This window comes from Nostoc sp. C057 (assembly GCF_013393925.1).
In the GTDB taxonomy this organism is placed as follows: domain Bacteria; phylum Cyanobacteriota; class Cyanobacteriia; order Cyanobacteriales; family Nostocaceae; genus Nostoc; species Nostoc muscorum_A.
In genome coordinates this window covers 3,953,455-3,971,545 of record NZ_CP040281.1, presented here as the reverse complement: position 1 = coordinate 3,971,545, position 18,091 = coordinate 3,953,455, and the positions used below count along the sequence as shown (strand labels likewise).

The 18,091-nt window shown below is 40.1% G+C and carries 14 protein-coding genes; 3 read left to right on the top strand and 11 right to left on the bottom strand.

Annotated features, from left to right (window positions below):
* Positions 1-12 precede the first annotated feature (12 nt).
* Positions 13-1,083, bottom strand: a complete 1,071-nt coding sequence (locus FD724_RS17050) for an SGNH/GDSL hydrolase family protein (RefSeq protein WP_179073443.1) — start codon at positions 1,081-1,083, stop codon at positions 13-15.
* A 314-nt stretch (positions 1,084-1,397) separates the two neighbouring features.
* A complete protein-coding gene (locus tag FD724_RS17045; protein ID WP_179073442.1) occupies positions 1,398-2,792 on the bottom strand; it encodes an S-layer homology domain-containing protein in 1,395 nt (464 codons plus the stop codon).
* A 1,632-nt stretch (positions 2,793-4,424) separates the two neighbouring features.
* Between FD724_RS17045 and FD724_RS17040 the strand changes: the two genes are divergently transcribed.
* Positions 4,425-5,630, top strand: coding sequence for a histidine kinase (locus FD724_RS17040; RefSeq protein ID WP_179073441.1), 1,206 nt, complete (start codon positions 4,425-4,427; stop codon positions 5,628-5,630).
* A 45-nt stretch (positions 5,631-5,675) separates the two neighbouring features.
* Here FD724_RS17040 and FD724_RS17035 read toward each other — a convergent pair whose 3' ends face one another.
* Both FD724_RS17035 and FD724_RS17030 read right to left on the bottom strand, forming a co-directional pair.
* Positions 5,676-6,701: a PleD family two-component system response regulator gene (locus FD724_RS17035; RefSeq protein ID WP_114081464.1), complete on the bottom strand. Its 1,026-nt coding sequence runs from the start codon at positions 6,699-6,701 to the stop codon at positions 5,676-5,678.
* Positions 6,689-6,889, bottom strand: coding sequence for a hypothetical protein (locus tag FD724_RS17030; RefSeq protein WP_041565700.1), 201 nt, complete (start codon positions 6,887-6,889; stop codon positions 6,689-6,691). The genes FD724_RS17035 and FD724_RS17030 overlap by 13 nt, the downstream gene beginning before the upstream one ends.
* Positions 6,890-7,595: 706 nt before the next feature.
* On the opposite strand from FD724_RS17030, the gene FD724_RS17025 reads away from it, so the two are divergent.
* Complete coding sequence (locus FD724_RS17025) at positions 7,596-7,856, top strand: chlororespiratory reduction protein 7 (RefSeq protein ID WP_179073440.1); 261 nt, start codon at positions 7,596-7,598, stop codon at positions 7,854-7,856.
* Between the two features lie 253 nt (positions 7,857-8,109).
* Here FD724_RS17025 and FD724_RS17020 read toward each other — a convergent pair whose 3' ends face one another.
* Positions 8,110-8,679, bottom strand: coding sequence for a DUF2854 domain-containing protein (locus FD724_RS17020; protein WP_179073439.1), 570 nt, complete (start codon positions 8,677-8,679; stop codon positions 8,110-8,112).
* Positions 8,680-9,026: 347 nt separating this feature from the next.
* Between FD724_RS17020 and FD724_RS17015 the strand changes: the two genes are divergently transcribed.
* The gene (locus FD724_RS17015) at positions 9,027-9,200 is read left to right on the top strand and encodes a hypothetical protein (protein WP_012412001.1); all 174 of its coding nucleotides are present in this window, start codon (positions 9,027-9,029) and stop codon (positions 9,198-9,200) included.
* A gap of 128 nt (positions 9,201-9,328) precedes the next feature.
* Here FD724_RS17015 and FD724_RS17010 read toward each other — a convergent pair whose 3' ends face one another.
* The 6 genes from FD724_RS17010 to FD724_RS16985 form a co-directional block, all read right to left on the bottom strand.
* Positions 9,329-9,745, bottom strand: a complete 417-nt coding sequence (locus FD724_RS17010; protein WP_114081461.1) for a response regulator transcription factor — start codon at positions 9,743-9,745, stop codon at positions 9,329-9,331.
* A 327-nt stretch (positions 9,746-10,072) separates the two neighbouring features.
* Complete coding sequence (gene ppk1, locus FD724_RS17005) at positions 10,073-12,253, bottom strand: polyphosphate kinase 1 (protein ID WP_179073438.1); 2,181 nt, start codon at positions 12,251-12,253, stop codon at positions 10,073-10,075.
* Between the two features lie 124 nt (positions 12,254-12,377).
* Complete coding sequence (locus FD724_RS17000) at positions 12,378-15,422, bottom strand: carboxypeptidase regulatory-like domain-containing protein (RefSeq protein WP_179073437.1); 3,045 nt, start codon at positions 15,420-15,422, stop codon at positions 12,378-12,380.
* A 210-nt stretch (positions 15,423-15,632) separates the two neighbouring features.
* The gene (locus FD724_RS16995) at positions 15,633-16,571 is read right to left on the bottom strand and encodes a molecular chaperone (RefSeq protein WP_179075540.1); all 939 of its coding nucleotides are present in this window, start codon (positions 16,569-16,571) and stop codon (positions 15,633-15,635) included.
* A gap of 66 nt (positions 16,572-16,637) precedes the next feature.
* Positions 16,638-17,201, bottom strand: a complete 564-nt coding sequence (locus FD724_RS16990) for a hypothetical protein (protein ID WP_179073436.1) — start codon at positions 17,199-17,201, stop codon at positions 16,638-16,640.
* A 230-nt stretch (positions 17,202-17,431) separates the two neighbouring features.
* Positions 17,432-18,034, bottom strand: a complete 603-nt coding sequence (locus tag FD724_RS16985; protein WP_179073435.1) for a hypothetical protein — start codon at positions 18,032-18,034, stop codon at positions 17,432-17,434.
* Between the last annotated feature and the right edge of the window lie 57 nt (positions 18,035-18,091).

Sequence of the window (18,091 nt, the reverse complement as noted above, 5' to 3'; positions counted from 1 at the left end):
AATACAGTTAGTTTAGTTTTCAACTGTTGTATGAGACAATTGTGCATCAACAACCCGACCTGTTGATCCAAGCGCTAATCTTTTTTGTTGACGCTTCAGCACTCCTACTGCACCAAAAGCACCAAGGGCTAAAATTCCCAAATTTATCGCAGGTTCAGGAACAGACTTAGCCTCAATCGCCGCCAGTGCTGTATCTGCAACTAACTTATGAACCCCTGTTGTTGGATGCACGGAGTCAAAGAATAAATAATCGTTTGGTTGGGAGCATACACTGATGATCGTCTGGAAATTCCCAACTACGCAAGGGGTAGTCACATCTTGAAACCCAAATTTCACTGGATTTGCTTGTATTTGATTAAATAGGGAAAACACATCGACAGAGATTAGATTCAGATCAGAGTTATTGCTAAATTTGCCTAGTTCCTCTGCTAATTCCTGGTTATGCTCATTTGTCAAAGCAGTCAAGTTGCTAGATGAACCTGTCGCAAACGCCAATGGAATCTTACCCAAATCAGGCAAGTTAAAGACTAAAATATTTTTTGCGCCAGATGAGGTAAGTAACCCTACTGCATTTGATAAATTCTGAACTGTTTGAGTCGTATTAGTCGCTTGACCAAACACATAATCATTTGCGCCTCCCCACACAGCATAGAGGGCATTTGGATCAAGCTTCTGATTGGCTTGTTGCGTCAACAAGCCGACTTGCTCCAGTACTCCTGGTAACGGTGCATTAGGAACAACAGCATTACCTTGACCAGAACTAGCACCGCCCACAGCAAAGTTAATCCCTTGGTTAGGAATACTAGGATTTAAAGTAATGTATGGAGAGGGTGTTAATCCTAGCTGATCTCCAAGGTAGTCTACCCACACCTGATCATTAGAAAAACGTCCTTGAAAGTATGGTGGATCTTGGGGAATAGCTGTTGTCGGAGCGACTAAACCACCAGTAGCACCGAAGACATTGCCAGTATCAGAAAGGCTGTCGCCAAATACGTAAAATTTGCTAAAACTCGCTGCACTCGCCTTGAGCGGTAACATGAAAGATAGGAGAACAAATCCTGCGGCTACAGCTTGTTTTTTCATATTTGTTTTACCTGTGGTATTTTTTAGTTTGTTTTAAAGTAATGAAAAGGCGATCGCTGGCAATTTGTTTTTTGAGTTAATTCAAACTAAGTACGTATATTGAGTTAATTTAGGTTGTTTTACCTAACTATGCCTCAAAAATTCATCAAATACAGGTAAAAACGCTGAAAACACTTAGATTTACATTTTCTTGATAAAAAATCAGTGTATTACAAAGAAATCGCAAATTTTCCATGCTAAAGCTTGGGCATTGTCCACTTTTCTGCTACGGATATAACCGCAACAGAATGGCGTAACCCTTCATAGACATCGCTTTAACTTCGTTTTAACTTCAAAGCTTCAGTTGCCGACACACCTTCACTCTGACTGCCGAAATACCACAAAGTCATAGCAGCTTCAGCACGAGTTACTGGTTTTTTGGGCTGAAACAGAGTCGTATAGCCAAACACCCGCCGAATATTCGATTGCTCGCCATTTTGGTAATCAGCCAGCACTGCTCTTAAAGCCTTGGGGTCAATTCGCGCTCCGTCTTGGAAACCCCAGGTTTGTTTTACCGCATCTAAGTTAGCAGAGGGTAAAGCTTGACGAGTATCTAGGGGTAATTTCCACAAGAGTAATTGTTCCCGCGTTAGAGGTGCATCAGGACGAAACAAAACGGCTGTGGAATCTCCAGACAAAGGACTAGGAATTAGCCCAGCTTCGGCTAATCCCTGAATTGCTGGAAAATCAGGGTCTTTTGCGGTAACATCACTAAAAACTGGTTGAGTGCTTTCTGATGCCAAGCGAATTTGTTTAGCTGGATTGCTGGCATACATAGCATTGTTAGCAGCAATTAGCCAACGAGCATATTCCCGATGTGTAACAATTTTACCGGGTTCAAACTGGTTATTTGTGGTAGTAGAATTACTCTTAGTTGCCTTTGGTTCTAGGGATAAAACACCTAATGCGGCTAAGTCTTGGATGTGTTGCCGCCATTCTTGTGGTACTTTATTCAGATCGCTGAATTCTTGAGATTCAGTTGTGGCTGTAGGAGTTGTTTGGTTATTAGCCGTACTTTGTGGCTGTGCTGCCAAGTTTGCAGGTGGTACTGGGCCAATGAACTGTGGATTTCCTGGTTGAGGAGCGACGTTAGTAGTTTCGTTAGAATTTTTATTTGGGGTAGCTTGTGCCGTAGCAATACTATTCGGTACGTAATCAATCAGTAATTCAGTGGCGGTTTGGGGTTGATTGGGTGTAGCGTTAGTAACTGATTTAGGCTGAATGGAAATCTTCAACAGTAAATCGTTACGACGTACCTCAAAAGTACCTCCCGCATCATCTGTTGGTTGTTGCAAAATCTGCCAGTTATTTGTTTTAAACTGGTTGCCATAAAAACTAGCGATAAAGTTGCTAGGGTCAGAACTCAACCAACGAGTTGAGGTTTTATTTTCTGAACCACTAGCAGGTATAACTTCCTCTAGTTTGGCATTGGCATATAGGGGGATATCTTTGGGAAAATCAGCTGGTAACTGAACTGTTGAATCGTTTGGCTGTGCTTGTGGTTGCTTACTCTGAGATTCTCCAAAGACAACTGGATTGCTTTGCAGCTTCGGATCTGCCGCCAAAGATTCTTCAAGGTTTTTGGCGACTGGACTGTTAGCACAGGCTGTTAAGGAAGTCAGTAGAACAGCCCAAATTAGAAATACAGCTGGACGTTTACAGGGAAGCACAGGAAATCACAAATGAGTTTCAATTCCTACCCTAGCGCAGACTGTTCATTAATTGGGCATTGGGCAAAAGAGGCAGAGGGGAAAGTTATCCTGCTCCTATCCCTTGCCCCCTGCTCCCCGGCTTCTTCTGCTCCCTGCCTCTCAGTATCACCAAATGACACTACCGACTCAGCACGTTGTCTTAGTAAATGTCTTTATTAATATCTCTAAAAATGAGTAAACGGTAGCAAAAGCTACCGTATTGTCTTCGTTTTACAGCCATTAGGTTTTTATAATTCCCATGCTTATTTATAGAGTTCCCAAAAATTCTGACAAACTAACATTTTTTGGAAAAAAACAGAAATAAATCTGAAATACTTGCTATACAAGAGTTTTATAATTTTGAGACTCTAAGCTCACAGGGATTAGAACAGGTTAAGGGAGCTTGTAGCCAGCAGTTTAGTGCTGCTCAAAATTAATATGGCAAGACTACTAGATTGAGAATCCATTTTTTAGATATTTATCGAAATATTCAATTACCAGAGCAGATAACTGATTGGGAACTCGCTAAAGAACATTTTAGCTACCAAAAGCTTTAATCTGTTTCCAGATGCACGAACTTAATGCGATGCCTACGGCGGGCAAAGCCTACGCTAAACACCTAAAGATGATAAACTAGGAATAAAGCCCCCTTAGCCTCACCCAAAGAGGGAAATCAATTAAAGTTCGCTAACACTGGCTTACAATCGATTCTGGAAATTATTCATCTGACGATGGTAAGCTGAATAAGGCAATAGCCGGAAAATGCCAGTGTTCAGCAATTCCAGGGACTTAGCGTAAGTTCGTTATTCTTGGCAACTGGGGTCATAAACAAAACAGTCAAGTGTCGCAGCAGTTTCCCTAATTTCTATAAATAGATTTTCTGGGGAAAATGTTACTTGTGCTGTAGCCAAGAGTTTCTTGGCAGCCTCGAAAGCAGTAAGTACTGACTCTAAAAGTGCGTAGTTTATCGCCCTGATGTTATCCAAAAGGTTGTCTTAGGGCAACCCATCCCCTATTCTCCTGAGATAGGCAGGTCTTCTTTTAGGAAGGCTGGACACAGAGTACGCTTCGTAAGTTATAAGGCAGTACATAGTTGTTAGCTATAGCTGTTTTCCTAATCCTAATAATGATTGGGTTGAGGCAAACAAGACACTTCATTGGATGCACTGGCGTTGAAAAAACCCTCTCTCCACAAACTTGGTCTAAACAGTTAACAGCTTACTGATAGATTAGATACAATTAGCATCTGCGTTTAGTTGGGCGTAAGCTTTGCCCGCCGTAGGCATCGCTTGTTGAAAGCGAGTAGTCAATTTGACATACTGCTTTACTAGCCGATTTGACATAGTATTAAACCTTTCACCTGCTAACTCTAGCGACAATTTTTCATTCAGGGCAAACTAAGGCTTATATTCAAGGGGCTTGGGTGTTTCTTGGAGATGAAGTTAGTCAAAAATGGGCAAAAGGCTGAAAAAGATATATTTAGTGTCAAAAATGCAGAACTAAGAGCAGTATGAAAATCTAAAATAGATATTAAATTGAAGACCAAAACAACGACCATCGACAACCGTTAGTCCATTTTACTTTCTGTAAAGCGTCACCGGGTTGTTACCAGTGCTGAAACACGATTACATGCAAGTTTCCCAGGATCAGCCTATTTATTCTGAAGCTCCACTCCAACTGTTACTTTTTGTCGATGGACGACCTAAGTCCCGCCAACAAGTGCAGCGAATACGTGCTTACTTAAAAGAATTGCAGGCTGAGTATACTTTTGAAGTTCAAACTATCGATGTTGGACAACAACCTTACTTAGCAGAACACTTTAAGTTGGTAGCAACGCCAGCTTTAATCAAAATCCATCCTGAACCACGACAGGTTTTGGCTGGGAGTAATATCATAGCGCAATTGAAAAACTGGTGGCCTCGCTGGCAAGTCGCTGTAGACGCTTACTTAAAATTACAGGAAGACTTGCAAGAACACATGGACGACAATGGTCGGGGCACATTACCCAAATCCACTATCCATTCAGTTGCTGTTTCTGCTGAACTAATCCGACTCTCAGACGAAATTTTTCGCTTGAAACAGGAAAAAGATAACCTCCAAGAGCAGCTACAGTTTAAAGATCGGGTGATTGCGATGCTGGCGCACGATCTCCGTAATCCTCTAACTGCTGCCGCGATCGCAATGGAAACTCTCCAATCTAACTACAATCTAGAGACAGGGGAATTCCAGCGCCTCAAGCCATCAATGACAGCACATTTATTAAAACAAGCCCGCAATCAAACTAAGGTCATTGACCGAATGATTACTGACCTTTTGCAAGTAGGTCGTGGAAAAGATACAGAGTTTCCTCTACTACCACAAAAGGTACAACTAGGTAAAGTCTTTTTAGATGTACTCGAAGAATTGTGCGATCGCTACACCGCCAAATCCCAAGAGGTTGAAACAGATATTCCTAGTGACTTACCTTATGTATATGCTGACCCAGAACGCATCCGCCAAGTGCTAGTGAATCTGTTAGATAATGCCATTAAATATACCCCAGAAGGTGGCAAGATTAGCGTTTCGGGATTGCACCGCACTACCCAAAAAGTTCAGTTTAGTATTGGCGATACTGGGCCTGGTATTCCTGTAGAGAATCGCGATCGCATCTTTGAAAACCACTTCCGCCTACAACGGGATGAAGGTAAAGAAGGTTACGGCATTGGTCTTTGTTTATGCCAACGTATTATCCTGGCACACTATGGCCAAATTTGGGTAGACTCTGCCCCCAATAACGGAGCATGGTTCCACTTCACGCTGCCAGTTTATCCTTCTTAGGCAATGGATATTCACAAATGACAAATGACAAATGACAAATGACAATTAAAAACTTGAGATAAAGCGATCGCGCCCCCCTGCCTTTGCTTCGTAGAGTGCTTTATCTGCTCGCACAATCAAATCTGAAGGTGAGGATTCCCAAGTAGGGACAAGAGTTGCTACGCCCATACTTAGCGTGACATACTGACTCACCGCAGATCCGGCGTGAGCAATTTGCAAATCTTTGATTCCCGCTTGTATGGTTGCGGCCACGTGAATTGCACCAGATGCATGGGTGTATGGCATAATCACAGCAAATTCTTCGCCACCATAACGCGCTACTAAATCTTGATGTTTTTGCGCCTTCAGATTTAAGACCGCACCCACCTTTTGTAAACAGACATCTCCAGCAGGATGGCCATATTTATCGTTATAAAATTTAAAATAGTCGATATCACACAAAATCATTGACAAAGGAGATTCCTCTTGGGCAAGATTAATCCACTGAGTATTGAGATAATCGTCAAAGCGACGACGATTAGCCAAATCAGTTAAGCCATCTACATTGGCAAGGTGCTGCAAAGCTTGGTTTGCTGCCTCTAATTGTTTGTATACTTGTGCTTGCTGTAGCAGTCGGCGCAATCGTTGACGCAATACAGGCCAGTGAATTGGCTTAGTAACATAATCAGTGGCTCCTGCATCAAAAGCACGGTTTACAGATTCCTCATCGTCCAAGCATGTGATCATCAATATGGGAGTGCGCTCCCATATTTTGGAGATAACAGTATTGTTAAGAGCCGAATCAGTATCAAAGGTTGCAAGGGCTGAGATTAAATTATTCCTGGCAATTTGGAGCAATTGCTTACAGCAGGTAAAGCCATCCATCACAGGCATTACAGCATCTAGCAAAACTATATCCGGTTTGATAGTCTCGTAAGCATCTAAACATTGCTTACCATCATTGACCTCAACCACTCGATAACCTTCTTGTTCCATAGCTTTACGCAACAATACTCGGATAGTCTTGTCATCATCAGCCACTAGAATCAGTGGTGGTTGTTTAGAAACAGAAAATGAGCTTATGCCTGACATGAGTTGCCTTCCACTTGCAGGATTATTCTGAAAAAGGCTGTGCAACTCAATCGCATGGGAGCGATCGCTCTTTTCATCAATGCCAGAATTTGCGGCAAAGGTGTGTCTGGCTTCACAATCAACTGTTTTTTGACAATAGACTGCTCAATGTTCTTGAGCCAAGCAAGCGGTAGATAACTAAGTTGCATAGACAATCTATAATTGGAACGCGAAGGCAATTTTTACCTTTTTGTTCGGCTATGGTTATGGGAGGAAGTGTTGCTTTTATATTTCCCCATTGTTAAAGTTAAATTGCAATTCTTTTGAAAATTGCAAATACGCACCTTAATTAATTAGTTTATAAACTTAGCGAAATAGAGAAAAGCAGTTGTCAAAGTACGTTCAGAAAATATAGCAGCCCTAAATCATTCGTGAGAGATAAAATCCCTGAAAGGCTTTAAAATACGCATTTTTAATCTACGTATTTTCTTACGTTTAAATTTTGATTGCTATAGCTAATATTAAATACTAATATCACTTGACTTAAATGTCTTTAGTCTATTGGAAAGTGGGGATAAAAACTCAGTATAATTACATAAAATGAAGATTTAACTTAGTTCAAAATTTTATTGTCTAATCACTTTGAGTTAATAAATTAAGTAAAAATTCTTATTTCATTCGATTAACTATATTTAGTTAAGTTAAAAATCGATTTTTTATTCTAAAAAACAGTAATTTAGTAGTTAAGTTTATATATTAGATATACTAAACTAAGCTGGATATCTTAAAGAGCTAAATCCTATTAGTACTGCACAGAAAGCAGTTAAAATAGATAGAATACCCCTTCTTTGACTACAAAAATAACCCGACGTTATTACAAAAAACAAATCCATTTGTATTTACAAAATCTTTAAAATGCCAGATTCATTAATGTATCAGCAAGATCACTTTGTTCTTTTAGAAACAAATAAGCCAGAGCAATTTTTGACACAATCAGAGTTATTAGAAAAGCTTAAAACGACTCTCCAGCAACTTATAATTCAAGATTTACCACCTGACTTGCAAAACTTTGATACTGTGGAAGCTCAAGCACAATATTTACTCGACACCGGCTGTGAATTAGATATTGGCCCTGGGCAATATTTACAATGGTATGCAGTTCGTTTAGAAAAATAACTTTTTGGTTAGTAGTAAAAAAACGAGTCAATGCTGTATATAGCAATACAATTGACTTAATGATCATCCGTGGCAATTTTTAGGCGTGTAGAGACGCGAAACTTTGCGTCTCTACTTAGGTTGATGCTATCCCCGATGAAAGTGAAAACTTCAGTTAAATTAAGTACAGAGAGGGTTTCTTTGTCGATAACTTAAGTAAAATTTGGGTAACGACAAGCCATAAAGTTTTGGTAACAATAACTTTTGTCCCTGACTATTGACTACTGACAAGTGACTCTTTTGGAGTATTAATCAGCGCTAACTCAATTGTATTTTCAGATGGCTGTGTTATTTGAACCTCCAATCCCGGCCCAAAATAATTAGTCATTTTTTCCTGCTTTTTTTGCCATACATCAATTGGTATTAGCGGTGAATCAAATTCTAAAATTAGAGCATAGTTACCATTAACTTCTACTTCTCGTAACCCTGTGACTGTTGGCCGTTCCTGGTCTGTGGGACTCAAACCCAGAAAAGAAAGTGTTGTATCTAAATGAGCATCTTGACCGTAACAATATCGGGTGATATCTTTGCGAATTTTATTTTGAGTCTCAGTTGCTTGCTGTTCCCGCAGTTTCAATGCTGACGGTGATGTATTTTGGGTAAAGGGTACTGGCTTAAGTTCATTAGCTTTTAGTGCCAGTCCTCCCAACAATAGAGGAATACCGTAAAAAAATCCAACAAGATTGAGTGTGGCATTATTACCAGCATAGGCGACGAAGCCCATAATGGTTAATATGCCACCGATAGTTAAACCGAGTGTTCCCAAAGAGATTTGGCGTAGCATGAGCTTAAATTAGTATAAATTCTTAATACCTCAGTTTTATTATCATCGGCTATGAGTAACAAATTAGGGAAGAACATCATCCCCAGAGATTAGTAATTCAACCAACTCAAAATTGCCAGGTTAAGGCTCACACAAAGAGAAGTCAAGAGCTTCTGGCTTACTGAGTTTAAAACTTCTCTCATGTTAGATACGCTATACGTAGCCTGCTTTTGAGTAGGGGTATGGGAGACATGAGGAGTTTCTAGAGAAGACAGTTAGTGTAGTGGACTACTAAGAGTATAGTGCCCCAAAATGTTGGATTTTGAGTTAACTTAAAATTTAAAGCTAGTTAAAAATGGAAAAAAATAATGGATTTACAGACTATAAAAGAACGAATTGTTGCAGTTCAAAGTAAACGCGAGTACCTATTAGGACTGCTAGAGCAACCAAATCTGGGAACATTGAGAGTTGACGTAAATCAGGCTTTGGAAGAACTAGATGAATTAATTGATGAATTTAAACGCACCATTCCGGTAGAGTAGAAAATAGCATAAATGCGTCGGTTTAACTGTAAACTTCAGCTAATACCGACGCTCCGTAGTATTATGATATTCTCAAATCCCCAGAATTTAACTAAGCCTGAGCTTGCGAAGCAGCATAGTTGTATCATTTATCCTGCAACTGAATCATCTTTTGCACGCTGACCTAACCGCCTAACTAAAGCAATCAGTTCGCTTGTCGCTACATCTTTCTTGCAAACGTCATCAAAGCTAGACATTGCCTTAGTTCCTTGAAAACTTATGTCTTCTACTGAGGAGTAAGCAAGGATTTGGGTGTTCGGAGATATAGCTTTAATTTGGCTAGACGCGCTCCAGCCATCCATGACTGGCATTTGTAAATCTAGAACAATTACGTCAGGATGACAACGTTTAACCATTTCTATAGCTTCTTCACCATTACTAGCTAAACCTACTACTTGAATATTCTCCTGACAAGAAAAAACCAATTGTAAGGTTAGACGAGTCAGTTCATGGTCATCAACTACTAGAACACGCAAGGTAGAAAGCTCACAGGATAACATTAACATTGAGGGGAAAGACAAATTTATTCAGAATAACCTCTCTAGTCTATGGGAACATGTGCAAGCACTAACTCTATCCAATGGGTGATTGAAGAAGAATTCAGAATTTAGAAATCAGTAATCTTGATGCTCTTTACGAGACGCTTTTGCTAGGAAGATCGCCGCAGGGGTAAGCAGACTCGCTATCCCTATGCTATCTGCTTTTTGATCGGAATTCATTCTGAATTTGGAATCCTGATTCATGAATTTTGTGTGAACCTATGACAAATAACTTAGATAACTTTTAAAAATTATCTAAGTTTAGCTAGTTGTCAAAGTTAAAGTACTTATTTTTTAATCAATCAAGTTTGAGGTTACACCAGTTGAGCGTAATGCCATATTCATAAGAATTTTTTGTGAATTGGCTTCTGGAGAATCATCATAAGGACGGCGTTGAATGTAAGTGCCATCGGCTTGTAATTCCCAAGCTTGGCGATTATCTGCGAGCATAATTCCCATAATTTCTTGCAAATCTTTTGCAATATCTGGGTCTTTTATTGGGGTAATTACTTCGACTCGACGATCTAGGTTGCGGCGCATCCAGTCGGCACTGCCAATAAAGATTTCCTCCTGTGTATTGTTATGAAAATAATAAATGCGAGAGTGTTCTAAAAAGCGACCGACGATGCTGATAATGCGAATATTTTCACTAATATCTTTGAGTCCTGGACGCAAACAGCAAACGCCCCTGATAATTAAGTCGATTTGCACTCCGGCGCGGGAAGCTTCATATAATGTGGCGATAATTTCTGGATCGACTAGGGAATTCATTTTGGCAACAATGCGTCCAGAAAATCCATTTTGAACATTTTCAATTTCGCGGTGAATTAGTGCCAAAAAGCGATCGCGCATATTCACAGGTGCAACCAGCAATTCTCGATAAGACTTTTGCAGGGAGTATCCTGTCAAGAAATTAAATAAATCTGTGATATCAGCACCTAATTCTTCACGGCAACTAAACAATCCCAAATCTGTATACAAGCGTGCTGTTTTGGGATTATAGTTACCAGTGCCAATATGCACGTAGCGGCGTATTCGATCTTTTTCCCGCCGTACCACCATGACGGTTTTACTGTGGGTTTTCAGCCCCACTAAACCATAGACTACATGAACTCCAACTCTTTCTAGTCGTTTTGCCCAGTAAATATTATTTTCCTCATCAAATCGCGCCTTTAATTCCACGAGTACAGATACCTGCTTATCATTTTCGGCGGCGGCGATTAGGGCGTTAACTATGGGCGAGTCACCAGAAGTCCGGTAAAGGGTCATCTTGATGGCTAAAACATTCGGATCGTAGGCAGCATGGGTAATAAAGCGCACCACTGTAGCCGAAAAGGATTGATAGGGATGGTGTACTAGCAAATCCTTTTCCCGAATCACAGCAAAAAAGTCTTTTCCTTCGTCCGTCTCCAGCGTATCTGGATCTAAACTCGGTTCCCTCAGCCTTTGCAAGCGTAATGGTACAACAGATTGGCGTGGTGGATCTTTGAGTTCTGGCAATGGCAAGGACATAAAATACATCAAATCCCGCAGTCCCAAAAGACCGTCTACTTCGTAGAGATCGCTTTCTGTTAATTCCAAATCATGCAATAATCGCGATCGCACTATTTCAGGAGTCTGGGATTGAATTTCTAGCCGCACTGGACTTCCGCCTAGCCGCCGTTTTCGCAATTCCTGTTCAATCGCTAACAATAAATCATCTGCTTCATCTTCTTCTAAGACCAAATCCGCATCACGGGTAATGCGGAACGGATGATATTCTTGAATATTCATCCCTGGAAATAGAGATTCCAAGTTATGAGCGATCGCTTGTTCTAAAGGTACTCCAGTCCAGTGGGCAGGTTTGTCGTTATTTTGGTCTCCCAACTCCGGCGGTATCGGTAAAAATCGTGGGAGAACACTGGGAACTTTAACTCTGGCAAAGAATTCTTCTTCGGTGTCTGGATTTTTGACCACAACAGCCAGATTCAGACTGAGATTAGAAATAAATGGAAAAGGATGACTAGGATCAACAGCCAGAGGAGTCAAAACTGGAAATACTTGTTCCTCAAAATAATGGTTGAGATGAGTTCGCTGTTTTTGATTCAAATCTATGTAATCCAGAATATGGATGCCATGATTTGCTAATAGAGGACGAAGTACTTGTTCAAAATGTTGATGCTCTTTTTTTACATGAGGAATCAGGGTAGACCTAATATCGTCTAACTGTTGTTGTGGTGTCCGACCATCGGGAGTTAACAGGCTGACTTTTGCCTCTACTTGTTGCTTTAAACCAGCAACACGCACCATGAAAAACTCATCCAAATTAGAGTTGAAGATTGCTAAAAACTTTAGGCGTTCGAGAAGAGGCGTGCGATCGTCACAAGCTTCATGTAATACCCTGGCATTAAATTGTAGCCAGCTTAACTCTCGGTTAAGATAATATTGTGGATCGTTTAAATTGATGGGATTGGCGCTTTTTTTCGATTTTGCCATAACGATCTTAGGGTAGCCAGATGTAGCCCATACAGATGGAGAACAATACACATAGTAAATTAAATCGGGCATCCAAGTGAAGCGGTTTGTCCCTAATTGTCGCTTTTAGAAAAATCCTAAAAACTTATTTTTCTTGAGTTTCTTTTTTCTCCTGAGTTTCCTTAGCGGCTGCGGCAATCGGTAATTGCAGATTTTGGTCGTATATAAACTCTTTATTAATTGCTATTTCTAATTTTGGTAAAGTGTTGCTGCTGGCGATGCCATCTTGAACAGGAACACGCAATGTATAGTTACCAACGGGAACAGCATCTAAACGGTAAAGACCAAATTGATCAGTCACAGATGATACTACTCGTTTGCCTTGAGCATCAACTAGTTCTACTTCCACATTTGGTATTGGCTGACCTGCCACATCAGTAATTTTGCCTGCCATACCATATTCTAATCTAACGGGGAAATCTAATTGAGTCACAGCTGCACCTGCTACTTCTGCAACTATAGAAGTTTTCCGCACAGCAACTTCAATTGGTAATTCGTCTGGGTCTAGTGCAATTACATAGACACCTTCTCGCAAGTTACCAACAAAGAAATTACCTTGAGCATCTATTTTAGCTGTACCGACACTGCGACCACGGTTATCGTAAACATTTATAATACCGCCACCAAGGTCTGCACCATTTCTGTCACCTTGAACAACCATTCGTCCAGCGATCGCTCCTCTGTCTTTGCTAACTGTGCTATATTCAGCCGGTGACACTCTACCGCCAGCAAATGATAAATCTGATACTAAGGATATGGTCAGGCGATCGTCCCCAATGCCACCAAGAATGTTTCTATTTCTAGAGGGGATGCCTTGATAATCAATTGAAGCGAATAATCCTGGCACTATACGCATACTAGCACCTACAACTGGCCCAACTTCTCCATCTCTATATCCTAGTCCTAAGCGCCAACTCAGACCATAAAGGCTAGGAGAGCTATAATTCAGTCCCAAAGTGTAACGAGTCGCTAAATCACCACCCGATTCAGTCCCGAAGGATACTAAATAATCACGGCTTAGGTTATAGCCAAAATCTGTTGAATAGATATCACCAAAAGAGTTAAAAGATAATCTGCTATTTCTTGTTGGTTGGTAAAAGGCATTTAATGAATAGTTGCCAAAATAATCTGGTGTACCTCTCAAAGACAAGTTAGACAATGGACGGAATGAAAAAGTTGGCAGAATGTAATTACTTGAATCACTTTGGTTTTGGTAACTACGGGCAATAAAGCCTAAACTCAAATTATTACTGAATTTATATCTGACATCTAGAGCGTTGTTCTTGCGATCGCGTAAGCGATCGTTACTGCTGCTAAAATAGCCTGTTGGATATAATTCAGAAACTCCTAAAATTTGCAAACGCTCCAACTGAATATCCAAATTAGCCGTATAACCTAATTCACCGCTAGAACTACCGACATTCGCTGATAAAATTACAGGACTTGCCAAACGCCAAGCAAAACCTGCCTGTGCTTGTGTAGTATTAGGTAATAATTGTACAGAGCTTTCCAACGTTAAATTATCAGATATACCCTGGCGTATCTGATAAAATCCAGCGAGCTGACCTGATTGAGTCGAAGGAAAATCATCCAATAAATTATTTTGGATATAGTTCCCAGTTAATCCTATTCCGGCTAGCTGCACATTACCGCCAGATGGTAACAATAAATCTGAAGCATTGAGTCTTAAAGAACGAATTTCTGTAGGTACACTGAAATTATTGCGGTCAAATACAAACAGTTCAATATCATTACTTTGACCAGTAGGCAAATTGACATCTGCAAATTCGTATTCTCCACTTAGTCCTACCTGCCGTTGAGCAATCACAACGCCACTAACTCTTAACTGAACAAAACTGGCTGGGGGAACTACACCGCGAAATGTTTGTATCGGTTGTGAACGTCTTGGTAGAAGCTCATTAGCGCTATAACTTGGATTAAACCTGTCGGCAGGTAGATTAGTATAACCAATCTGCGCTCCTGTCAAATTGAGATTAGTAGCTAAAGGATTTAACCCAATTTGTTGGCGACCTATTTGATAAAGCATTCGCCCTGAACGTTTAAAGTAAAAATATTCACTTAGTTGGGGCGAGTTAACAAAATCATTCTCTAAACGTAACCGCCACGCACCACCTCCTAAACGCCCACCCAAAAGAGAAGAACTACGCCAGTTTGTATTACCAGAATTACTGTAATAATTTAACTCTTGCCGGAAATTAGATAAACCACTACTAGGAGGTCTAACTTCAGGCTTGAGGTCAATTGCCTGATTTCCAGATTCTCCACTGCCTCTGCGCCAAGGCAAATCAACATTCAAAGCTAAATCTGAAGTTTTTAGCTCTATCTCGGTAAGTAATTTTTCTTTTAAAAAGGTATCACGAATATAGGTGATACCATTAATTTTTTTTAAATCTGACTCTGTAACAGTTACCACACCTAAAGGTGTTTTAAGTTGGGTTTTACCGATATCAATATTTTCAACCGTAAATCCAGCAATTTGGGCAAAATCAGACAGTGGAATTAATAATTTTCCTTCCTCTGGAATAACTTCTAAACTTCCAACTTCCTGTCCATTAATGAATACTCCCAACAATAAACTTTTAGCTTCCGCCAAGATATTATTAATAGGAGGATTTGCCGGAGGATTATTCTTACCTGTTGAGCTTTTTAAAACCTCACTGCTAGGAGAGTTTGGAATAACTATATTATTGTTAATTTTTTGTTCCTTATCAGGAGACATCGGATTTTTTGCATCATGATTATGAGCAGTATTTCTGATATCTCTTAGAGTACTTTTGATGTCACGAATAGCTGAATGCTGAGACGCTGCTGAGGGTGTGATACTTTGAGCTACAACCTGTTGACTAAGTTGCTTGGTGTCAGAATCTAAAGCATCTTCAGTAGTTATGTTACTAGCTTTAATGTTTTCATTATCTACCTTGTAAGAATCCTGTGATTTATCCGTGGAAAACTCAGGTGGTAATGTTTCTGGTGGTGAAGGAGTTGCAATTGCTCCAGCAAATGCTTTATGTTCTTGACTAACGCTAGTATCTAACTGCGCTTTAAAAGAACCATTTTCTGACTGTATAATTGTAATTGGTGGGGGAGATGGTGAAGGTTGGTAGAGCATAAGCTGAAGTACACAAATTTGTATGGGTAGCCTAATAAACTTCCCGGCTACAAATCATTGCTGGGAAGATAAATAAACTTGGTTAGCGAAATTTAAGCTTTGGTAAACCCAAAAGCTAAAACACATTTATTTTGCACATTTAAATTCCATCCAACTCGTGGAATGAGCATCTTACACAGACCAATTAACGCAATTTAAATGTGGAATAGTTTATCTGCGATGCTGAGGGTTTTTGAGAGAATTCCTTAATTTTTGAGAAGCAGGCTGAGTTTGAGTATTGATATTGTTAGCTAGTGGAGCATTAAAGGGCACTGTAAAAGGTATGCCTTTTTTAATCGCTACACCATTGAGTTTCCCATTTATATCCAAGACATAATTACCAGGGGGTAAGTTTTTAGTAATTGGTAGCAAAACTCGACGACGGCTATCAGGTAAAATTGGTGTTGTAGGTAAAAATCCTACATCCACTAAAGGCCCAGTCTTTTTGTCCTCTGGTTTTTCTAAATTAGCTATGGGTTTTGTCCCCTCAGTACCTGGATATTTAGCAGCCGGCCAAATAGCATATTGACCTTCCATCTGCACAGATGCGTTACCTTGGCTAGAAATATCAAATACGGCATTGAGAGCATTTGGTTTGGTATTTACACTCACAGAATTTAATACACCAATTTTCTTGATATCTCCTACATAGGCATATATCGCAACTCCTACCTTGCCAATTAAAGTTACACCTTTGGTGCGTGTAGTAGTTCTGGGTATTTCTTCAACAAAAAGTACTGCTCGATGTTCACCTGATTGGGGCTTAACTCTAGGATGGATGGCGAAACGAACAGTTTGTGAGCCACCAGGTGGAATTGTAAATCTAGAAGGGGTAAAAATAATCCACTGCTCTAATGATTGTTCCTTAGGAGGAATCACTTGCAATTTATTTTCCTCATTCAGCATCCACGATTGCACATAAACCTTAAGTTCAACTGGTTGAGAATCAAGGTTTAAAATCCGAACAGCTTGAGAGCGTGTTTTATTGCTGTTCATATCTATGTGAAATCTGGGTGGACTCACACCAATATTAATTGCCATTGCAGGAGGTATGCTTAGAGCTAAGGCTCCAATTACACCCAAAGCAATATTTATTGATTTTGGCAAGATCGGGATTAAATTCTTCACTTTCAAGCACACCATAAAGCAATTATTTTCTAAATTCAAGTACAGAAATTAACGGCGATCTACTACTACCGCTAATTCCCCAGCATATTGACCTGCAACTTGGGTACCAGAAACGTCCATTTTTAATCTGAATCCGCCTTGTACCAAAGCTGTATTAGTATTGGAATCGCGAGAAATTTCAATGATCGGCAATGGCTCTACAACAACTTGAACCGCAGAATTAGAACGCTGTTCACTGCTAATTGCATTACTCCTGCCATTTTCAGCTTTCATCTCATAAGTGGCATAAAGTAAGTTCACTTGGTCTACAGGAACACGCATCTGCCAAATATTAGGAAATTCCCGAACAATCAAAGTATTAAATTGGGGAGGTGCTAATAAATCTCCTGGATTATTTACTGACTCACTTTTGGCAGTCAGAGAAATTTCTGACTGTGAGATAGGAGGAATTCTTAGCTTTTGGGGAGTCGCTAACTGGTAAATCTCTGTGGGTTCAACTGTAGGAATGAATTGGGCCACAGTCGGTGTTGGTGGACACGCTAACATAGCTATACTGACAGCTATGGAATTGAGTAGGTAACGTTTGCAACTCTTAGTTGGATGCCATGACATATTGCTAAATTGTTCACATTCAAATCATGTATACAAGTCAAATCTTTACTAAGCTTCGTTGCGAATGGATTTAATATGGGAAATATCCCCCCAGGTTCTGAGGAATTGGGGAGATATTCAAGAAGTTGACTAGTTTACTGAAACATCCAGCAGTGGGAGAACAATCTGTTTTTTACTGGCAAGGTTTAAGACAGATTTTTCTCTTACTACCCAAAAGAAGATTCAGCAGACTATGGTCTGTAAGCTTCAACTAGCAAAGTACCTGCGTAGCTTCCTGCTGCTGCAGTAGCACTTATTGGGACATCCAAATCAATGTTACTTGCAGTACCGTGAGTTAAGCCTAGAGCAGGTTTTATGCCTACTGAACTAGGGTTAACGGTGACTGCAAGAGTGTTACCACTTGTTACTTCTGTAAATGTCGTCGATGGTGTAATTGCGACTGTGTAATTTCCAGTAGGACTGTTAGACCAAACAATATAAGAATTGACAAGGGATTTGGTTACACTTGTTCCGGTCAATGCGAAGGGAGATGCAGTATTAAGAGGAGTACCAGCAGGGCCAGTAGTTTGGTCACCACCTATGTAAGCAGGGGGAGTAGTACTAGCAATTGGAGTTAATCCTCCTGCTCCTGTAACTAAATCAGATGCAAGAAGATCCACAGAAGCATTTTGGACAGTTCTTAAGAAAAGAATCTCAGGGACATTGACATTAACGTTAATTGTGCTGCTCGGGCCTGAACCTTGAGCAATTTGAGCGTTAGCAGGGGCAGAAAGAATTGCACCACCTACAATAGCAGTACCAAAAGCAGCAAGAGCTAAAAATTTGTTCTTCATATTGGAAAACATTTTCCTATTTTTTGTGTTGACTGTTAGCAAATCTCGTGAACTCGA